The sequence below is a fragment of the Streptomyces sediminimaris genome (assembly GCF_047049295.1).
GTDB lineage: Bacteria > Actinomycetota > Actinomycetes > Streptomycetales > Streptomycetaceae > Streptomyces > Streptomyces sediminimaris.
The window spans coordinates 6,524,870-6,539,736 of the sequence record NZ_JBJWOT010000001.1 but is presented as its reverse complement, the minus strand read 5'-3'; the positions used below and the strand labels follow the sequence as shown (position 1 = coordinate 6,539,736).

The 14,867-nt window shown below is 72.9% G+C and carries 13 protein-coding genes and 1 pseudogene; 8 read left to right on the top strand and 6 right to left on the bottom strand.

The genetic code is table 11. From position 1 onward, the window contains the following. Window position 1 precedes the first annotated feature (1 nt). From ACJ9NR_RS30060 to ACJ9NR_RS30050, 3 genes are all read right to left on the bottom strand, one after another. On the bottom strand, window positions 2-1,171 hold the full coding sequence (locus tag ACJ9NR_RS30060; RefSeq protein WP_412491599.1) for a damage-control phosphatase ARMT1 family protein: 1,170 nt from the start codon (window positions 1,169-1,171) through the stop codon (window positions 2-4). 215 nt (window positions 1,172-1,386) lie between these two features. Next, on the bottom strand, window positions 1,387-2,034 hold the full coding sequence (locus tag ACJ9NR_RS30055) for a ScbR family autoregulator-binding transcription factor (protein ID WP_412491600.1): 648 nt from the start codon (window positions 2,032-2,034) through the stop codon (window positions 1,387-1,389). 70 nt (window positions 2,035-2,104) lie between these two features. Then, window positions 2,105-2,986 carry a ScbA/BarX family gamma-butyrolactone biosynthesis protein gene (locus tag ACJ9NR_RS30050; RefSeq protein WP_412491601.1) on the bottom strand — a complete coding sequence of 294 codons (882 nt, stop codon included), beginning with the start codon at window positions 2,984-2,986 and terminating at the stop codon, window positions 2,105-2,107. A gap of 218 nt (window positions 2,987-3,204) precedes the next feature. On the opposite strand from ACJ9NR_RS30050, the gene ACJ9NR_RS30045 reads away from it, so the two are divergent. Next, the gene (locus ACJ9NR_RS30045; protein ID WP_412491602.1) at window positions 3,205-4,095 is read left to right on the top strand and encodes a lytic polysaccharide monooxygenase auxiliary activity family 9 protein; all 891 of its coding nucleotides are present in this window, start codon (window positions 3,205-3,207) and stop codon (window positions 4,093-4,095) included. An 18-nt stretch (window positions 4,096-4,113) separates the two neighbouring features. Here ACJ9NR_RS30045 and ACJ9NR_RS30040 read toward each other — a convergent pair whose 3' ends face one another. Then, entirely contained in the window at window positions 4,114-4,767 is a 654-nt protein-coding gene (locus tag ACJ9NR_RS30040; protein WP_412491603.1) for a Tat pathway signal sequence domain protein, read from the bottom strand. A gap of 685 nt (window positions 4,768-5,452) precedes the next feature. Here ACJ9NR_RS30040 and ACJ9NR_RS30035 point away from each other — a divergent pair. The 7 genes and pseudogenes from ACJ9NR_RS30035 to ACJ9NR_RS30005 all read left to right on the top strand — a co-directional run bounded on the left by ACJ9NR_RS30035 (window position 5,453) and on the right by ACJ9NR_RS30005 (window position 12,033). Then, entirely contained in the window at window positions 5,453-6,124 is a 672-nt protein-coding gene (locus tag ACJ9NR_RS30035; RefSeq protein WP_412491604.1) for a DUF6230 family protein, read from the top strand. Further along, window positions 6,124-6,543 (top strand): annotated as a pseudogene (locus ACJ9NR_RS30030) (DUF6114 domain-containing protein); the annotation flags it as partial. The gene ACJ9NR_RS30035 and the pseudogene ACJ9NR_RS30030, both read left to right, overlap by 1 nt. A gap of 512 nt (window positions 6,544-7,055) precedes the next feature. Continuing rightward, window positions 7,056-8,066, top strand: a complete 1,011-nt coding sequence (locus ACJ9NR_RS30025) for a substrate-binding domain-containing protein (protein ID WP_412491605.1) — start codon at window positions 7,056-7,058, stop codon at window positions 8,064-8,066. A gap of 173 nt (window positions 8,067-8,239) precedes the next feature. Further along, window positions 8,240-10,630, top strand: a complete 2,391-nt coding sequence (locus ACJ9NR_RS30020) for a sensor histidine kinase (protein WP_412491606.1) — start codon at window positions 8,240-8,242, stop codon at window positions 10,628-10,630. 15 nt (window positions 10,631-10,645) lie between these two features. Further along, the gene (locus ACJ9NR_RS30015; RefSeq protein ID WP_412491607.1) at window positions 10,646-11,077 is read left to right on the top strand and encodes a roadblock/LC7 domain-containing protein; all 432 of its coding nucleotides are present in this window, start codon (window positions 10,646-10,648) and stop codon (window positions 11,075-11,077) included. Window position 11,078: 1 nt separating this feature from the next. After that, complete coding sequence (locus ACJ9NR_RS30010) at window positions 11,079-11,435, top strand: DUF742 domain-containing protein (RefSeq protein ID WP_412491608.1); 357 nt, start codon at window positions 11,079-11,081, stop codon at window positions 11,433-11,435. Beyond that, on the top strand, window positions 11,422-12,033 hold the full coding sequence (locus ACJ9NR_RS30005; RefSeq protein WP_412491609.1) for a GTP-binding protein: 612 nt from the start codon (window positions 11,422-11,424) through the stop codon (window positions 12,031-12,033). Before ACJ9NR_RS30010 ends, ACJ9NR_RS30005 begins: the two co-directional genes overlap by 14 nt. Here ACJ9NR_RS30005 and ACJ9NR_RS30000 read toward each other — a convergent pair. After that, a complete protein-coding gene (locus tag ACJ9NR_RS30000; RefSeq protein ID WP_412491610.1) occupies window positions 12,014-13,522 on the bottom strand; it encodes a M81 family metallopeptidase in 1,509 nt (502 codons plus the stop codon). The two genes, ACJ9NR_RS30005 and ACJ9NR_RS30000, sit on opposite strands and share 20 nt — an antisense overlap. A gap of 16 nt (window positions 13,523-13,538) precedes the next feature. Next, window positions 13,539-14,735: an ROK family transcriptional regulator gene (locus ACJ9NR_RS29995; RefSeq protein ID WP_412491611.1), complete on the bottom strand. Its 1,197-nt coding sequence runs from the start codon at window positions 14,733-14,735 to the stop codon at window positions 13,539-13,541. Between the last annotated feature and the right edge of the window lie 132 nt (window positions 14,736-14,867).

The window sequence follows — 14,867 nt, the reverse complement described above, 5'->3', positions numbered from 1 at the left end:
GTCAGGTGCGGACCTGGATGAGCGCGTGTGTGCCCCCGGTCCGCCACCGCTGCCCCTCGGCCGCCATCAGCGCGGCCTCCGTGCCGGGGTCCAAACCGGTGATCACGTCGGACTTCAGGGTGCGCAGGGCCGCGACCGGACCGGGGAAGTGGGCGGTGACCCCGCTGAACGGCGTGGTCGGCGGCCACAGCCGATCGCCGACCAGGCGCCGGTAGTTGAGGTCGCCCTTGACGATCGTCAGGGTGGCCGAGGCGAGTTCCGCGCGGAGGTCACCGGGCATGTCCGCGTACGGCAGCGGGGCGCTGGAGAAGGGGTGGGCACGCAGCACGAGGCGGCCGTCGGTCATCGCCGCCCACAGGACGCGGCCGTACTCGGCCGCCGCGCCCCGCGCCCCGGTCAGTCTCCGCAGCGCGTCGAGCACGTCCGCCGTCGTGGCGTCGGAGACGTAGTAGGGGTACGGCTTGACGTGCAGCACGGCGCGCGCGATGCGCCCGCGCCGAAGGAGATGGGCGACGAGCAGCAGGTCGGGGATGAGTTCGCGGCCCGCGTTGTCCGCGATCAGGCACAGGGTGGCGCCGCCGGACGGCGGGAGCAGCGACCACAGGGCGGCGCTGTCGTCGGCGACCAGGCCCGGGGCCGCGTCCGCGCCGCTCGCGTCCCCGGCGGAGAGGCGGAAGCCGAGGTCGGCGCGGTTGCCCCAGAGGGAGCCGTGCAGCAGGGCCCGGTCCTGGTCCTCGGCGGACAGGGAGTCCAGGGCGGCCAGTTCCTCGTCCGTCTGCGGCGCGTCGAGCTCGGCGAGCTTGAACGGGCGGAAGGGATCGATGCCCTGCCAGGGCCCGGCGCCGAAGTACCCCACGGCCTGCAGCAGTTGACGGTAGAAGAAGCTCTCCGACCAGAGCCAGGGAAGGTCATACCAGGAACGGCCGGTGTGCTCGGCCGCGCCCCACTCCCGCCAGAGCTCCCGGTCGTGCGCCCCGGCGGGGAGCGGTTCGACGACGCCCTTGGTGCAGCTCTCCAGGAGCGCGTCGAGCGCGCCGTGCCGGTCGGGGCCGTACGGGAACGCCTCCCGCACCTGCCGGATGATCGCGGGGTGGCGCTCGGCGAGCACGCTGTGCGGGAACGAACCGGGCTCGTCGCCGAGGATCACGGGCGCGGACGGGATGTCGGGCATGCGCCTCACCCTAAGCGCTCGGCCGGAGGTGCCGTGGTACGGCGTCCGCCGTCCGCGCCGTCGTGAGAGCCCCCGCGGTTGTCCGCACCCCGCCAGGGGCGCCGGCGGACCCGCGGGGGGCTTCCCCCCGACCGCCGCCCGCTCCCGGCCCGCGCCGCCCCCGGGCCCGCGCCGCGGATCGGTCCGGGGGCCGCGGGGGCCGCCCGGCGCGCGCGTCAGACGAGTCCGATCTCCCTCTCCAGCCGCGCGGCGAGGTTCAGATAACGGGCCCGGCGGGTCACCGGGACCAGGCCGCGGATCATGATGTGCCACATCTCGGCCAGTCTGCGGGGCTGGCGGGCGACGGGTTCGAGGGAGCGGCTGACGACCCGGGTGCCGACGTAGAAGCCGACCAGGGAGTGGGCGACGGCGTCGACGTCGGTGTCCGCGTGGAGGTCCGACTCCTTGACGGCACCGAGGAGTTTGCGGCCTGCCACGTCCCGGAACTCGGTGAAGGGATGCTCCAGGGGCGGCCGCACCGCGACTCCCCCGGTGGCGAGTCTGAGCCCGGCGCGCGGTATCGGGCCCTCGACGGAGAGCCGGGCCATGGAGAAGGTGATGCGCATCAGGGTCTCGAGCGAGGAGTAGCCCCGGGCGTCCAGCTCCCCCGCCACCTCCCGCAGGGCCCTGGACTGCAGTTCCATGATCGCGTGTGCCAGGTCCTCCTTCGCCGCGAAGTGGAAGTACAGGGCGCCCTTGGTGACATGGGCGTGTTCGACGATGTCGCTGAGGCTGGTCGACTCGTAGCCGTGACGGTCGAACAGGTCTGCCGCGGCCGTGATGATCGTCGCGCGGGTCTGCTCGGCTCGTAACTGCCTCGCCATCGCCTGAACACTCCTGAGGGCCGGAAAGAACGGGTCGTGCTGTTTTTTCTCACTCCCCGTGCACGATATCTCACCCCTCGGCGGCGTCCACAGCGCACTCGAAGATCGTCGAATCGCCCTGGCTGCCCCGGACGAGCAGGCCCGGTCCGTCCCCCTCGACGACCTCGATCCAGGTGGATCTGTCCAGCTCGGCGTATTGGTGGAAGGTGGCGGCGAAGGACGCGGACACGTCCGGACCCGCGGTCCGCAGCCGGGCCGCCTGCCGGGCCGCCTCCAGCAGGAGCATGCCCGGTACGTGATCCAGCGGATGGTCGAAGAAAACGGGATGCGCGGTATCTACTCGCAGCTGCCAGCGCCCGGGCCGCTCGGGTGGCGCCAGGACGACGTCCGCGGGCAGCAGCCGTCCGACGGCACCGGCCGGCAGGGCGGGCGGCAGCGGCACCGCGCAGACGGTGGCCGGGGTGCGGCCGCCGCGCAGCCTGCGGTAGACGGCCGCGCTGGTCCAGCTGACGGCGATGTGCGCGTCGGCGACCGGCTCGCCGCCCAGCCGCACCTCGGTGTCGTAGCGCAGCGCGGTCGGGCGGCCGGCCCGGTGGCGGACGTCGAAGACACGGACGTCCAGGACCGGTTCGGCGGGCGCGGCGCCCACGGCGAGCCGGCCGGGCCGCGTGCTCAGGCGCAGTTCGCGCAGCACGAAGCAGCTCTCGAGCGGGACGCGGTACTCGGCGTGCGCGAGGAGCGCCCCGCACTGGCGGACGGTCTCGGCGACGAGCAGGGGCTCGTAGGCGGAGCGGTCCGGGGACACGTGTAACTGATGGGCGCGCGGCCACTGGGCGCACAGCCTGAAGCTGTCCGGCCCGGTCTTCTCCCAGTCGGTGAGGAACGTTTCCGCGATCGCCGCCCGGTGAACGAGCTGACGGGGCACGGTGGCCGTCAAGGACGGTTGAGGCATGTCCCTCCCTCGGTCCCCCGAAAAACAACGACAGACCAGACGGACGAACCCGTGCCGGCGACCGCCAGAGTACGAGGCGACCGGTTGGTTTTCAATGAGACGTGGGCGGCCTTCAGAGGCGTACGGCGCAGGTGGGCCCTCCTGGTGAACGCGCCGGGCGCGCGCCCCGTACACACCGGAAGCACTCCGTTCCCGCGCCGGCCGAGGAGACGTTCCGGATGCCCCGGATGACCGCACACCGCGCCGCCCTGACGGCCGCTCTGGTGACCCCGTTCCTGCTGCCGCTGTGGGCGGCGGGCCCCGCGCGGGCGCACGGCGCGCCCACGGATCCGGTCAGCCGGGTCTACGCCTGCTCCCCCGACGGCGGCGACGCCGCACGCTCGGCCGCCTGCGAGGCCGCCGTCGCCGCGAACGGCGCCCCCTTCACGCTCTGGGACGACCTGCGGGTGCCGGGCGTCGGCGGCAGGGACCGGCAGGCCATCCCTGACGGAAAGCTGTGCAGCGGGGGCCTGCCCGCCTACAAGGGACTCGACCTGGCCCGCTCCGACTGGCCGTCCACGACGCTGACGCCGGGCGCCACGCTGAGGATGACGTACGCCTCGACGATCCCGCACACCGGCACGTTCAAGCTCTACCTCACCAAACCGGGTTACGACCCGGCCAAGCCGCTGACCTGGTCCGAGCTGCCCTCCCGGCCCTTCGCGCAGGTCAAGGACCCGGCCCTGGTGAACAGCGCCTACCGCATCACCGCCAAGCTGCCCGCGGACCGGACCGGCCGCCACGTCCTCTACACGATCTGGCAGAACAGCAGCACGACGGACACGTACTACTCCTGCTCGGACGTGGTGTTCCGGACCGCGTCCGCCGGCGGCGGGAAGGCGTCGGGCGGCGCTCCCGCTGCCGCGCCCTCGTCCGCACCGGCCCCTTCGCGCACCGCCGGGACGGCGGCGGGCCCGCGGCAGGGCGGCGGCGCACCCGGCAGCACTCCGGTGGCCGCGGCCTCCAGGGCCGGCTCGGCGCCTTCCGCGCCCATGCTGGCGGGCGGCGCCGCTGCGGTGCTGGTGCTCACCGGCGGCGCCGCCCTGGCGCTGCGTCTGCGTCGGCGCTGACGTCGCGCCGGGTGGTGGTCAGTTGACGTAGACCGCCGCCCCGTTGTCGGTGACGGGGGCGTACTTGGCGGTGAAGTAGCCGCTGCTGAAGCAGAGCGAGGAGCCGGAGGTCTTGGTGAACTGCTGGTTGGTGAAGGCGATGCTGTTGTCGTCGTTGCTGGCCGTGCCGGTCAGGCTGGGGGCCTGGTAGACACAGGTGATGCTGCCCAGCAGGGTCCTCAGCTTGACCGTGGTCTGGATGGCCGAGCCGCTCGCCGGGGTCACGGTGAGGGTGCCGTCGGAGGCCACGGTGGTGGTGTAGGGCAGGTTGTCGACGGTGATGCTGCTGACGCCCGTCACGCCGAAGACGTTGCTGGTGCAGCTGCTGCTGTCGAAGCTCTGCCCGGTGACCGACTCGGTGGCCGTGCCGGGGGCGGCGGGGTTGTCGGTGACGCTCGCGGTGAACGTCGAGGAGGAGCAGGTCACACCGCTCGTGCCGGTCGCGCTGGAGTAGAGGGTGGCATCGGTGCCGGAGGCCAGCGGCGCGGTGAGGACGTCGCCGGCGGCGACGGCGGTGCCGCCGGCCGACCCGGTGGTCAGGACGGGGGTGCCGGCGGCCGAGGCGGGGACGGCCGCGGGGATCGAGAGGGCGGCGACGGCTCCGACGAGGGTGAGGAGGGTGCGAGTACGCATGCGGGGGTTCTTCCTTCCGGAATGGGGAGGCCGGCCGCTCTGGACGCGGAGCCGGTTCCTCCGGGATGTGGGGGCTGGAAGTGGCGCGGGGGGACGCGGGACCGCGTCCGCCATTGCCGGTCCGTGACGCCTTCTCCGTACGTGACGGACCGGCAACGACGACCGGCCGGCGATCGGCCGAGGACCCGTGGGAAGGGCCGCCTGCCGCGGCCGGGCGGGAGAGGCGGCCCGCACGAACCATGGGGGAAGTGCCCGTGCGGACCGTCGGGAGGTGTGGGGGTGCGGTTTCCGGGAAGCGGGCGATGCCGCGTGACGGGGATCCGGCGCCACGGATCCTGGGGGAAGCCAGGGGCAGTTGTAGACCCGGGTCGCAGTCGACGTCAAGGCCCTGCGCTGTAGTCAACGTCGATGTCCTGCAAGGTATTTGACGATCGTTCAGGAACTGCTCCGGGCCTCCGATCAGCCATGGAGACACAGGTGGGGCACAACCCCCACCCTTTTTCCACAACTCCCTTGACCCTCAAATGTAACCACCGGTAACTTCCTCGTCGGCTACTGCGGAGTACGCGTAAGCCCTTGCACCCGCCGGGAGTTGCGAGGAGGCGTGCGCCGCAGCCCGCTGTCCGCGCCAGGACAACGTGCCGCTGATGCCCAACCCGCACTGACTATGCACACGGGAGCAGAAATGGCCTCGTCCTCGGACGTCACCCCGTCCGCCGAGAACACCTCCGGAACGCCGGAAAGCGGTTCCGCGTCCGAACCCGCCAGACACGGGCGGGTCCGGCTGCGCCGGGCCGCCGTCATGGCGGTGCCCGCCGTCGCGGTCGCCGCCGGCCTGGCGATCATGACCGCCGAGGGAGCGCTGGGCGTGTCGTTCTCGATCTCCGGCATGCCCTTCACCGTCACCGCCAAGTCGCTCGACGGCACCGGCTTCGAGCAGTTCGGCGCGCTCGACAACATGATCGAGAACAGCCCGAACCAGGGCGACACCGGCGGTCAGGTGCTGGTCGTCACCTCCGCCATCAAGAACGCGACGCTGGACAGCCTGTGCCAGAGCGTCGACCTGGGCGGCACCAACCTGCTCATCACCGCGGGCAGCGGTTCGTCCAAGGTGCGTGCGACCGACCTGACCACCGACTCGACCGAACTGTCCGGCGACGCCGCGTTCGGCAACATCGAGATCGGCAACGACGCGAGCACGCTCACCAAGGCCGGCGTCAAGGGCCCGCAGGGCGTCTTCAGCCAGCAGGCGGACACGGTGCACATCAACCACCTGCGGCAGACCAACTACGCGACGACCGCGGGCGTGTTCAAGCTCCCCGGCCTGAAGCTGCGGTTCAGCAGCTCGGGGTGCTGATGCCGCGCCGTCCGGAACAAGGCGTGCGGCCCGCCTTCCGTCAGTGGCGAGCCCGTCGTCCGTTCTGGGGCGGGCTGCTGCTCGCCCTGGGCGGCGCGGAGATCCTGCTCACCGAGAAGGCCTCGCTGAAGGTCGTCATGCACATCGGCATGCAGGGCCTGGCCGGGTACCTCCTGCCCGTGGTCATGCTCCTGTGCGGCCTGCTCACGCTCTTCAGCCCCTCCCAGCGCGTCTTCTACTCGCTCATCGGAATCCTGACCTCCCTCGGCACCTGGATCACCTCGAACCTGGGCGGCTTCTTCATCGGCCTGCTCCTGGGAGCCGTCGGCAGCTGCCTCACCTTCGGCTGGCTCCCGGACCAGGAGCCACGCCGCAGCCGCCGGCAGCGCGGAAAGGACGCCAGGTCGGCGGAGGACGCGGCGAAGGGAGACGCGGAGAAGGGGAACGTGGAGAGGGGGCTCGCAGAGAAGCGGGACCCGGAGAAGGACGTGCAGAAGGACCCGCATGCGGCGGAGGCCGCGCGGGAGGAGGACCCGCAGGGCGCTGAGGAAGCCGTCCAGTTGTAGACCCCTGCCGGTCGCCGCTCCGCCGCAGCCGCTCCCGCGCCCCTCCCCGGCACGCCGCTCACCCGCGCCCCTCCCCGGCGGGGCGCGGGTGAGCGGCGTGCCGGCGTCCGGGGCCGCGCACGGGGCGCGGTCCGGGGACCGTGGACGCGTATGCGCGTAGACACCGTCCCGCCGGCCGGACGGCATCATCACGATGCGGCAGCGACAACTCACTCCATGTCGCTGATCACTTGACTACCGGCGGTCACACACGATTGGCTCCGGCCAGCGAGAGTCACCCCTGCGGCGCACGACGTCGGACGCCGGACGGGCACCTGCTCCCGCCGTTCCACTTGCTCGGCCGCACAGCGAGGTGCCGCACCCTCATGAACACTCCTCCCCCGCCTCCCGTCCCGCACAGATCCGTCCGCGTGATCGCCGCGGCGGCGGCCGTCTGCCTGCTCGCGGCCGGCTGTTCCGGATCCGGCGGCACGCCGGACTCCGCGCCGGGCGCCGCCGGCGGGGCGGGCGCCGCCCGCTTCAAGGTCGCCCTGGTCACGCACGCCTCGGAGGGCGACACGTTCTGGGACCTGGTCAGGAAGGGGGCCGAGGCCGCCGCGGCGAAGGACGGCGTCGACCTCACGTACGCCAACGACCCGGACGCGGCGGGCCAGGCCGCGCTGGTGCGGGACGCGGTCCGCCAGAAGGTCGACGGCATCGCGCTGACGCTCGCCAAGCCGCAGGCGATGAAGGGCCCGGTGGCCGCGGCCAGGTCGGCGGACATCCCCGTGGTCGGCCTCAACTCCGGCATCGACTCCTGGCAGTCCGAGGGGATCCTGGAGTTCTTCGGGCAGGACGAGAGCCTGGCCGGCCGGGCCGTCGGGGACAAGCTGGACGAACTCAGGGCCAAGCACGCGCTGTGTGTGATCCACGAGCGCGGCAACGTCGCCCTGGAGGCCCGCTGCGCCGGTGTGAAGAAGACCTTCGGCGGCCGGACCGACATCGTCTACGTCGAGGGCACCGACACCACCGCGACCGACGCCGCGATCACCGCCCGGCTGCGGCAGGACCCGACGATCGACGAAGTGGTCACCCTGGGCGCCCAGTTCGCCCTCAACGCGGTGAAGTCGGTGAAACAGTCCGGCAGCAAGGCGCACGTCGCCACGTTCGACCTCAACCAGGACCTGGTGAAGGCCGTCAGGAGCGGGGACGTGCAGTTCGCGGTGGACCAGCAGCCGTATCTGCAGGGCTATCTCGCGGTGGACTCGCTGTGGCTGTACAAGACCAACGGAAACGTCAGCGGCGGCGGGGTCTCACCCGTCCTCACCGGTCCGGCGTTCGTCACCAAGGCCAACGTGGCCTCGGTCGCCGCCTTCGCGGACCACGGGACGCGCTGAACGGCACGCCGGACCGCGCCGGACGACACTTCGGACGTCAATGTCTCGAAAGATTGGCAGACCCGGGGCACGTGCGGTCACTTGTACGGATAGCATCCTGTGCACCCCTTCTCTCCCCGCTCACGGTCACCCCCGTGTTTCCCCCTCCGCTCCGCTGAACGCCTAGGACGACGATGTCTCCACGGACAGGTGCAGGTACCGGGCGCCGTCTCGGCTCCATACGTCTCTCCCTGATCCTGCTGGCCCTGGTGCCCACCGTCACCCTGGCCGCCATGTGGGGTCTGACGACGACGCAGATGTTCAGCGAGGGCCTGCGGCTGCGGGGGCAGACGGAGCTGAGCCGCTCCACCGGCGCCATGGGGACGGAGGCCACGCTCGCGCTGCAGCGGGAGCGCAGCCTGTCGGCGGCCTGGCTGGCCGATCCGCACGGCTCCCGGGCCGCGCTGGAGGCGCAGCGCAGGGCGACGGACAGGGCGGTCGCCAAGCTGGTCGGCCAGACCGACGCGATCAACAACGCGCCGGCGCGCGTCTCGGACCGGCTGTACTCGGTCCTCGGCTCGGTGAGCAGCCTGGAGTACTACCGCGGCCAGCTCGACGACCCCACCGACATCACCGCGGCGCAGGCGCTGGACCAGTACGGCTCGATCATCGACGACCAGATCCACGCCTTCCAGGAGCTCTCCCAGGTCGACGACGGCGACCTCACCTCGCAGGCCGGCCCGCTGGTCGCCCTGGAGCACGCGGCCGAGCTGGTCTCCGAGGAGGACGCCCGGCTCACCGTGGCCTGGCCCTCGGGGCAGCTGAGCCGGAAGGAGTGGGCGGACTTCGCGGAGCTGGTCGACACCCGCCGCTGGCTGGTCCAGGACCAGATCGTGCCCTCGCTGCGCGGCAGCGCGAAGACACAGACCGAGCGGATCCTGCAGAGCCGCGAGTGGCAGACCATGAAGGACGTCGAGGACCGGGTGCTCGCCTCCCGGCCGTCCGCCGGCACCGGGAAGGCCGCGCTGCCCGCCGCGCGGAAGGAGTGGGCGGCGGCGTTCAAGAAGGTCGGCGACCAGTACGCGCAACTGATCGGCGGCCAGACGTCCGGGCTGCTCGACCGCAGTGCCGACAAGGCGGACAGCCTGCTGTTCAAGGCGGCCATGCTCAGCGCGGGAGGGCTGATCGCCCTGCTGCTGTGCGTGGGCATGTCCTGGCGGATCACCCGCTCCCTGTCCCGGCGGCTGCGCGGCCTGCGGGAGGCCACGCTCAGCCTGGCCGAGGAGCGGCTGCCGGACGTGGTGGCCCGGCTGGACCGCGGCGAGAAGGTCGACGCCGACGGGGCGACCCCGCCGCTGGACTACGGCAGCGACGAACTCGGTCAGGTGGCACGGGCGTTCAACAAGGCGCAGCGCACGGCGGTGCACACCGCGGTGGAACTGGCCGACACCCGGCGCGGCTTCCAGAAGGTCATCCTCGGCATCGCCCGGCAGAGCCAGAACCTGGTCAACCTCCAGCTCACCAGGCTCGACGCGCTGGAACGCAGCCACACCGACCCCGACGTCCTCAAGGGCCTGTACGAACTGGACTCCACGGCGAGCCAGTTGCGCCGCTACGAGGAGAACCTGGTCATCATCAGCGGCGAGCAGCCGCGGCGCAGCTGGCTGGAGCCGGTCGCGCTGATCGACATCCTGCGCGGCGCCGTCGGCGAGGTCGCCGAGTACCAGCGGGTCGAGGTGCACACCGACGAGGAGGTGTGCCTGTCGCCGCCCGCGGTGGCCGACGTGATCCACCTGCTGGCCGAGCTCATCGACAACGCGACCGTCTACTCCCCGGCCCCGGCCCCGGTCGCGGTGCGGGCCGCGACGGTGGCCAAGGGCCTGGCCGTCGAGGTGGAGGACCGGGGCCTGGGCATGTCGGAGGAGGACTACGACTCCTTCAACGCGCAGCTCGCCGTGGAACCGCAGTTCGACGTGGTGGCGCTGGCCGACGACCTCCGCCTCGGCATGTTCGTGATCGCCCGGCTCGCCACCCGCCACGGCATCACGGTCACGCTGCGCCCGTCGCCGTACGGCGGGACGACGGCGATCGTGCTGCTGCCGCACGAGATCGTCGTACGGGAGGAGGCGCCGGACGCGCCCGGCGACGTCCGGGTCCCGCGGGAGCCGGCCGCGCAGGACGGGCCGGCCTCGCAGGAGCCGGCCGCTCAGGACGGGCCGGTGGCGCCCGCCCCGGCCTCGGCCGGCCCCGTCCCCTCCGCACGGCGCGACGGCGTCGCCCCGCTGCCCCGCCGTGTCCCCCAGACCAGTCTGGCCGCCGAGCTGCGCGAGGAGTCCGCGGGCGGCGAGCAGGACGGCCACGCGGACGACTTCGGCGCGGAGCAGGCCGCCGCCTCCCTCGCCGGTTTCCAGCGCGGCACGCTGCGCGCCCGTGACGACTCCGCCGGGACGCGCGACGACCAGCAGGACGCGCCCGGTGCCGGGGACCCGGACGCGCCGCTGCCCGCCGCAGGCCCGGCATCCCCCGCTCCCGGCCGCGCCCGGGCGGGGGCACCCGCATCCTCGACTCCGCCCGCCGACCGCTGACGAAGGAACACCGCCATGACACGCCCCGTACCAGCCACCCATACCCAGCTCGACCAGTTGCTGACCGGACTCGTGGAGCGGGTCGCCGAGGTGAACCACGCCGTCGTCCTCTCCGAGGACGGGCTGGTCGTCAGCAAGTCCACCGGGTTCCTGCGCGACGACGCCGAGCGGCTGGCGGCCACCGCGTCCGGGCTGATGAGCCTGAGCAAGGGCGTGAGCATGGACTTCCGCGGCGGCCCGGTGCGCCAGGCGCTCATCGAGATGGCGCACAGCTACCTGATACTCACCTCGGCCGGTCCGGGCGCCCACCTGGTCGTCCTCACCAGCCAGGGCGCGGACGTGGGCGTGGTGGCGTACCAGATGAACATGCTGGTGAAGAAGATCGGCGAGCACCTCAGCGCGGCACCACGGGCGGGCCTCGGGCCGGCCGCCGAATCCGGCGTGTGAGGTGGGCGGTGGCGACACGGCGGGCCGTCTGGTCCGGCCGTTCGCACTGACCGGCGGACGCACCAGGCCCAGCCGCGCCGACTTCACGCTCATCACCACGGTGACCGCGGTGGACCCGCCGCCGGCCTGGGCCACCCGGCCGCAGCCGGAGCACCAGCGCATCCTGCGCCGCTGCGCCGAACCGGTCGCCGTCGCGGAGCTCGCCGCGCTGCTCGACCTGCCGGTGAGCGTCGTCGTGATCATGCTCTGCGACCTGCTGGAGGCGGGCCGCATCACCGCCCGCCCGCCGCGCCCCGTCACCCGCAATCCGGACCTGGACCTGCTGCAGAAAGTGAGGGACGGCCTTGGCCGGCTCTGACACCGCCGCCCCGGCGGCGCCCGACACGGTGAAGATCCTGATCGCCGGCGGCTTCGGCGTCGGCAAGACCACCATGGTCGGCTCGGTCAGCGAGATCACCCCGCTGCGCACGGAGGAACGGCTGACCGGCGCGGGCGCGGACGTCGACGACCTCACCGGCATCGAGGAGAAGAACGCCACCACCGTGGCCCTGGACTTCGGCCGCATCACCATCGGCCAGGACCTCGTGCTCTACCTCTTCGGCACCCCCGGCCAGCAGCGCTTCTGGTTCATGTGGAACGACCTCGCCGTGGGCGCCCTCGGCGCCGTCGTCCTGGTCGACGTGCGCCGCCCGGAGACCAGCTTCGCCGCGATCGACTTCTTCGAACGCCGCAAGATCCCCTTCGTCGTCGGCGTCAACGGCTTCTACGGCGACCACCCCTACCCGCCCGACGAGATCCGTGACGCGCTCGCCCTGCCGGAGCATGTGCGGGTGCTGCTGTGCGACGCCCGCGAGCGGGACTCCTCCCGGGACGTACTGATCGCGCTGATGGACCAGTTGATCGCGTCGGCGGCCGGGGGGAGCGGCTCCGGGCGGCTCACCGGTCCGGGCCGCTGAGGGGTTCGGCGCAGGGTGGCACGATGCGGGCGGTGAGGTCGGGGTCGGCCATCTCGGCGTCGAAGGGGAACATGGGCCGGCGGATGCGGTGGTGGCCGAGGCGGACGAGGTCCTGGTCGACGCCGCCGGGCGTCAGGGCCATCTTCCAGCCGGCGGCCATGGCGAAGAGCTCGGGTTCGAGGTAGCCGATCTTGACGATCACGATGTCGGCCGTGCGCGGGTCAAGGCCGAGGCCGGTGAAGTCGTGTTCGTGGTGGTACGGCTTGCGCCGGCGGGTCAGGATCACGTGCACGCCGCCGACGCGCAGGACCACCTCCGTCCCGGCGTCCCGGTCGCCGTGCCGGATCGCGTGGACCGCCCCGGTCAGGGTGAGCGGGCCGGCGTGCCGGTCGTCGACCTCGGCGCCCGCGGTGACGGTGACCGTCGCTCCGACGCCGGCCCGCTCGGCGGTGGCGACCGCGGACGGGCCGGGCAGCGAGGCGTACAGCACGCTCGGGCCGGTGGGGTCCTTGAACTCCGGCCGGTCGAGCACCTGGCGCAGGCCCCAGGTGACGTCGCCCGCGCCGCCGGCGGTCGGGTTGTCGCCGGTGTCGCTGATGAAGTACGGCCGGGCTCGCGACGCCAGCGCCTCGTCGAGGCACTCGTCCAGCGTGCCGGTCGGGGCGACGAAGCCGAAGTCGTGGCGGGCCTCCCAGAAGCCGCGGGCCAGCCGCTCGGCGCCCGCCGACACCGCGTCGCTGTCCGGGCCGGTGACCACGACCGCGGCCCGGTTGCGCGGTTCGTCGGCCCACGCGTAGCCCACCCAGACCGCCGCGTCCGTGACGCCCTCGGCCGCCTCCACGTCCGCGACCGCGGCGTACACGCTCTTCGCGGGCTCGATCCGGGTCGAGGTCTGCTCACCGGCGAGCAGTACCGGTACCGGGATCCAGGCCTTGACCGGGCGGGGCGCGCCGCTCGCCAGCAGGTCCACGAGGTTCCGGGCCGCACGCTCCTTGGTCTCCATGGCGTCCTCGTGCGGGGCCATGCGGTAGCAGGTGATCAGGTCACTGCGGTGGACGAGTTCGCGCGAGACGTTGCCGTGCAGGTCCATGGAGGCCGACACCAGGACGTCCGGGCCGATCACGGCGCGGACGCGGGTCAGCAGGTCCGTCTCGGCGTCGTCCAGGCCCTCGACGGTCATCGCGCCGTGGATGTCGAACCAGAGGCCGTCGAGACGGCCCAGCCCGGCCAGGCGCTCGATGAGTTCGGCGGAGAGCGCGGCGTACGCCCCGGCCGTGACCGTGCCGCCGGGCAGCGCCTTGCCGACCAGGGCGCCGCGCCAGTCGGCGGCGGCGCGCAGGGGGCTGCCGGTGGCCAGGAAGGGGTAGCCGTCCAGGACCTCCGCCCCGCGCCGCGGGTGGAAGGCGGGGGCCTCGGTGCGGGCCGGGGAGAACGTCGAGGACTCGATGCCGAGACCGGCGACGGCGATCACGGGACGCGTGTGCGGCATGGCTCCTCCGGGAGGGTCAGGGGTGGTGGTTGCCGGTCACGGTGTGCAGGGCGTGCGCCAGCGCCCGCTGGAGCGCGAACTGCCCGGCGCCGACCAGGCCGGCGTCCGCGCCGAGGCTGGCCCGCTCGATCACCAGGTGCTCGGTGACCAGCGGGTGGCAGCCCTCGTACAGCTGGCTGCGCACGGCGGCGACGAAGGGCTCCAGCGTGGAGAGGATGCCGCCGAGGTACACGGCGTCGGGGTTGAAGAAGTTGACGTTCGCGGCGAGTACCTGGCCGAGGTAGCGGCCGGCCTGCCGGACCGCGCGGGTCGCCTCGGGGTCGGCGTCGGAGGCGAGGCGCACGACGTCCTCGGTGGACGCCACCCGCAGGCCGCGCTCGCGCAGGATGCGCACGAGGGCCGCTCCCGAGGCGACCGTCTCCAGGCAGCCCGTGTTCCCGCAGGAGCAGGGCGTGTCGTGGGCGGCCTCGACCCGGACGTGGGTGATCTCGCCGGCGGCTCCGGTGCCGCCCCGGTAGAGACGGCCGTCGGCGATGACGCCGGCCCCGATCGCCGTCCCGGTCTTCACCATGATCGACTGGCGGCGCCCGGCGGGCTGCACGGTGTGCTCGCCGACGGCCATGCAGTTGGCGTCGTTCTCGATGGCCGCGGGCACGCCGAAGCGGTCCTCCAGCCAGGCGCGGACGGGAAAGCGGTTCCAGCCCGGCATCCGGGAGGGGAGCGTGACCACGCCGGAGGCGACGTCGACCGGGCCGGGCAGGGAGAGGCCGACGCCGCGCAGCATGTCCCGCCCGTGCCGGCCGGCCAGGCCCGCGAGGGTCTCGGCCAGTCCGGGCAGGGCGGCTTCGGGTCCGTCCGCCGTCGGGAACGGCACGGTCGAGACGTCGGTGAGCCCGCCGCCCGGCAGCACCACGCCCACGTGCGCGTGCCGTCCGCCGAGTTCCGCCGCCACCGCGAACCCGTCGCTGCCGCCCAGCCGCAGCACCTTGCGCGGCCGGCCGCCGGCCGAGGAGACCGTGCCCTCCTCCGCGACCAGGCCGAGCTGAAGCAGCTGGCTCACGGTGAAGGAGATGGTCGAGGGTGCGGCGCCGAGCAGTCCGGCGATCTCCGTGCGCGTGGTGGCCTGCCCGGAGGCGAGCAGTTCGAGGACACGCTCGGCCAGCGAGGAGACACCGGCGTGCAGCTTCCGCCTCGGCGGACTTTTTTCAGTCATGGACGAAACAACTTCCGTCTTCGGCGGTCGGAGCGACGAGCGTAGGCCAACTCGCCCCTCCCCGCGCTTTTTTCAGAACAGCAGAAACAGACTTTTTACAGCGGCGCGTCTGTTTCTTCGGAGGTACGGGCC

What these genes read in the sequence shown, in the direction of transcription:
- ACJ9NR_RS30060 (WP_412491599.1), bottom strand. Translation starts at nt 1,171, where the DNA reads ATGCCCGACATCCCGTCCGCGCCCGTGATCCTCGGCGACGAGCCCGGT.
- ACJ9NR_RS30055 (WP_412491600.1), bottom strand. Translation starts at nt 2,034, where the DNA reads ATGGCGAGGCAGTTACGAGCCGAGCAGACCCGCGCGACGATCATCACG.
- ACJ9NR_RS30050 (WP_412491601.1), bottom strand. Translation starts at nt 2,986, where the DNA reads ATGCCTCAACCGTCCTTGACGGCCACCGTGCCCCGTCAGCTCGTTCAC.
- ACJ9NR_RS30045 (WP_412491602.1), top strand. Translation starts at nt 3,205, where the DNA reads ATGCCCCGGATGACCGCACACCGCGCCGCCCTGACGGCCGCTCTGGTG.
- ACJ9NR_RS30040 (WP_412491603.1), bottom strand. Translation starts at nt 4,767, where the DNA reads ATGCGTACTCGCACCCTCCTCACCCTCGTCGGAGCCGTCGCCGCCCTC.
- ACJ9NR_RS30035 (WP_412491604.1), top strand. Translation starts at nt 5,453, where the DNA reads ATGGCCTCGTCCTCGGACGTCACCCCGTCCGCCGAGAACACCTCCGGA.
- ACJ9NR_RS30025 (WP_412491605.1), top strand. Translation starts at nt 7,056, where the DNA reads ATGAACACTCCTCCCCCGCCTCCCGTCCCGCACAGATCCGTCCGCGTG.
- ACJ9NR_RS30020 (WP_412491606.1), top strand. Translation starts at nt 8,240, where the DNA reads ATGTCTCCACGGACAGGTGCAGGTACCGGGCGCCGTCTCGGCTCCATA.
- ACJ9NR_RS30015 (WP_412491607.1), top strand. Translation starts at nt 10,646, where the DNA reads ATGACACGCCCCGTACCAGCCACCCATACCCAGCTCGACCAGTTGCTG.
- ACJ9NR_RS30000 (WP_412491610.1), bottom strand. Translation starts at nt 13,522, where the DNA reads ATGCCGCACACGCGTCCCGTGATCGCCGTCGCCGGTCTCGGCATCGAG.
- ACJ9NR_RS29995 (WP_412491611.1), bottom strand. Translation starts at nt 14,735, where the DNA reads ATGACTGAAAAAAGTCCGCCGAGGCGGAAGCTGCACGCCGGTGTCTCC.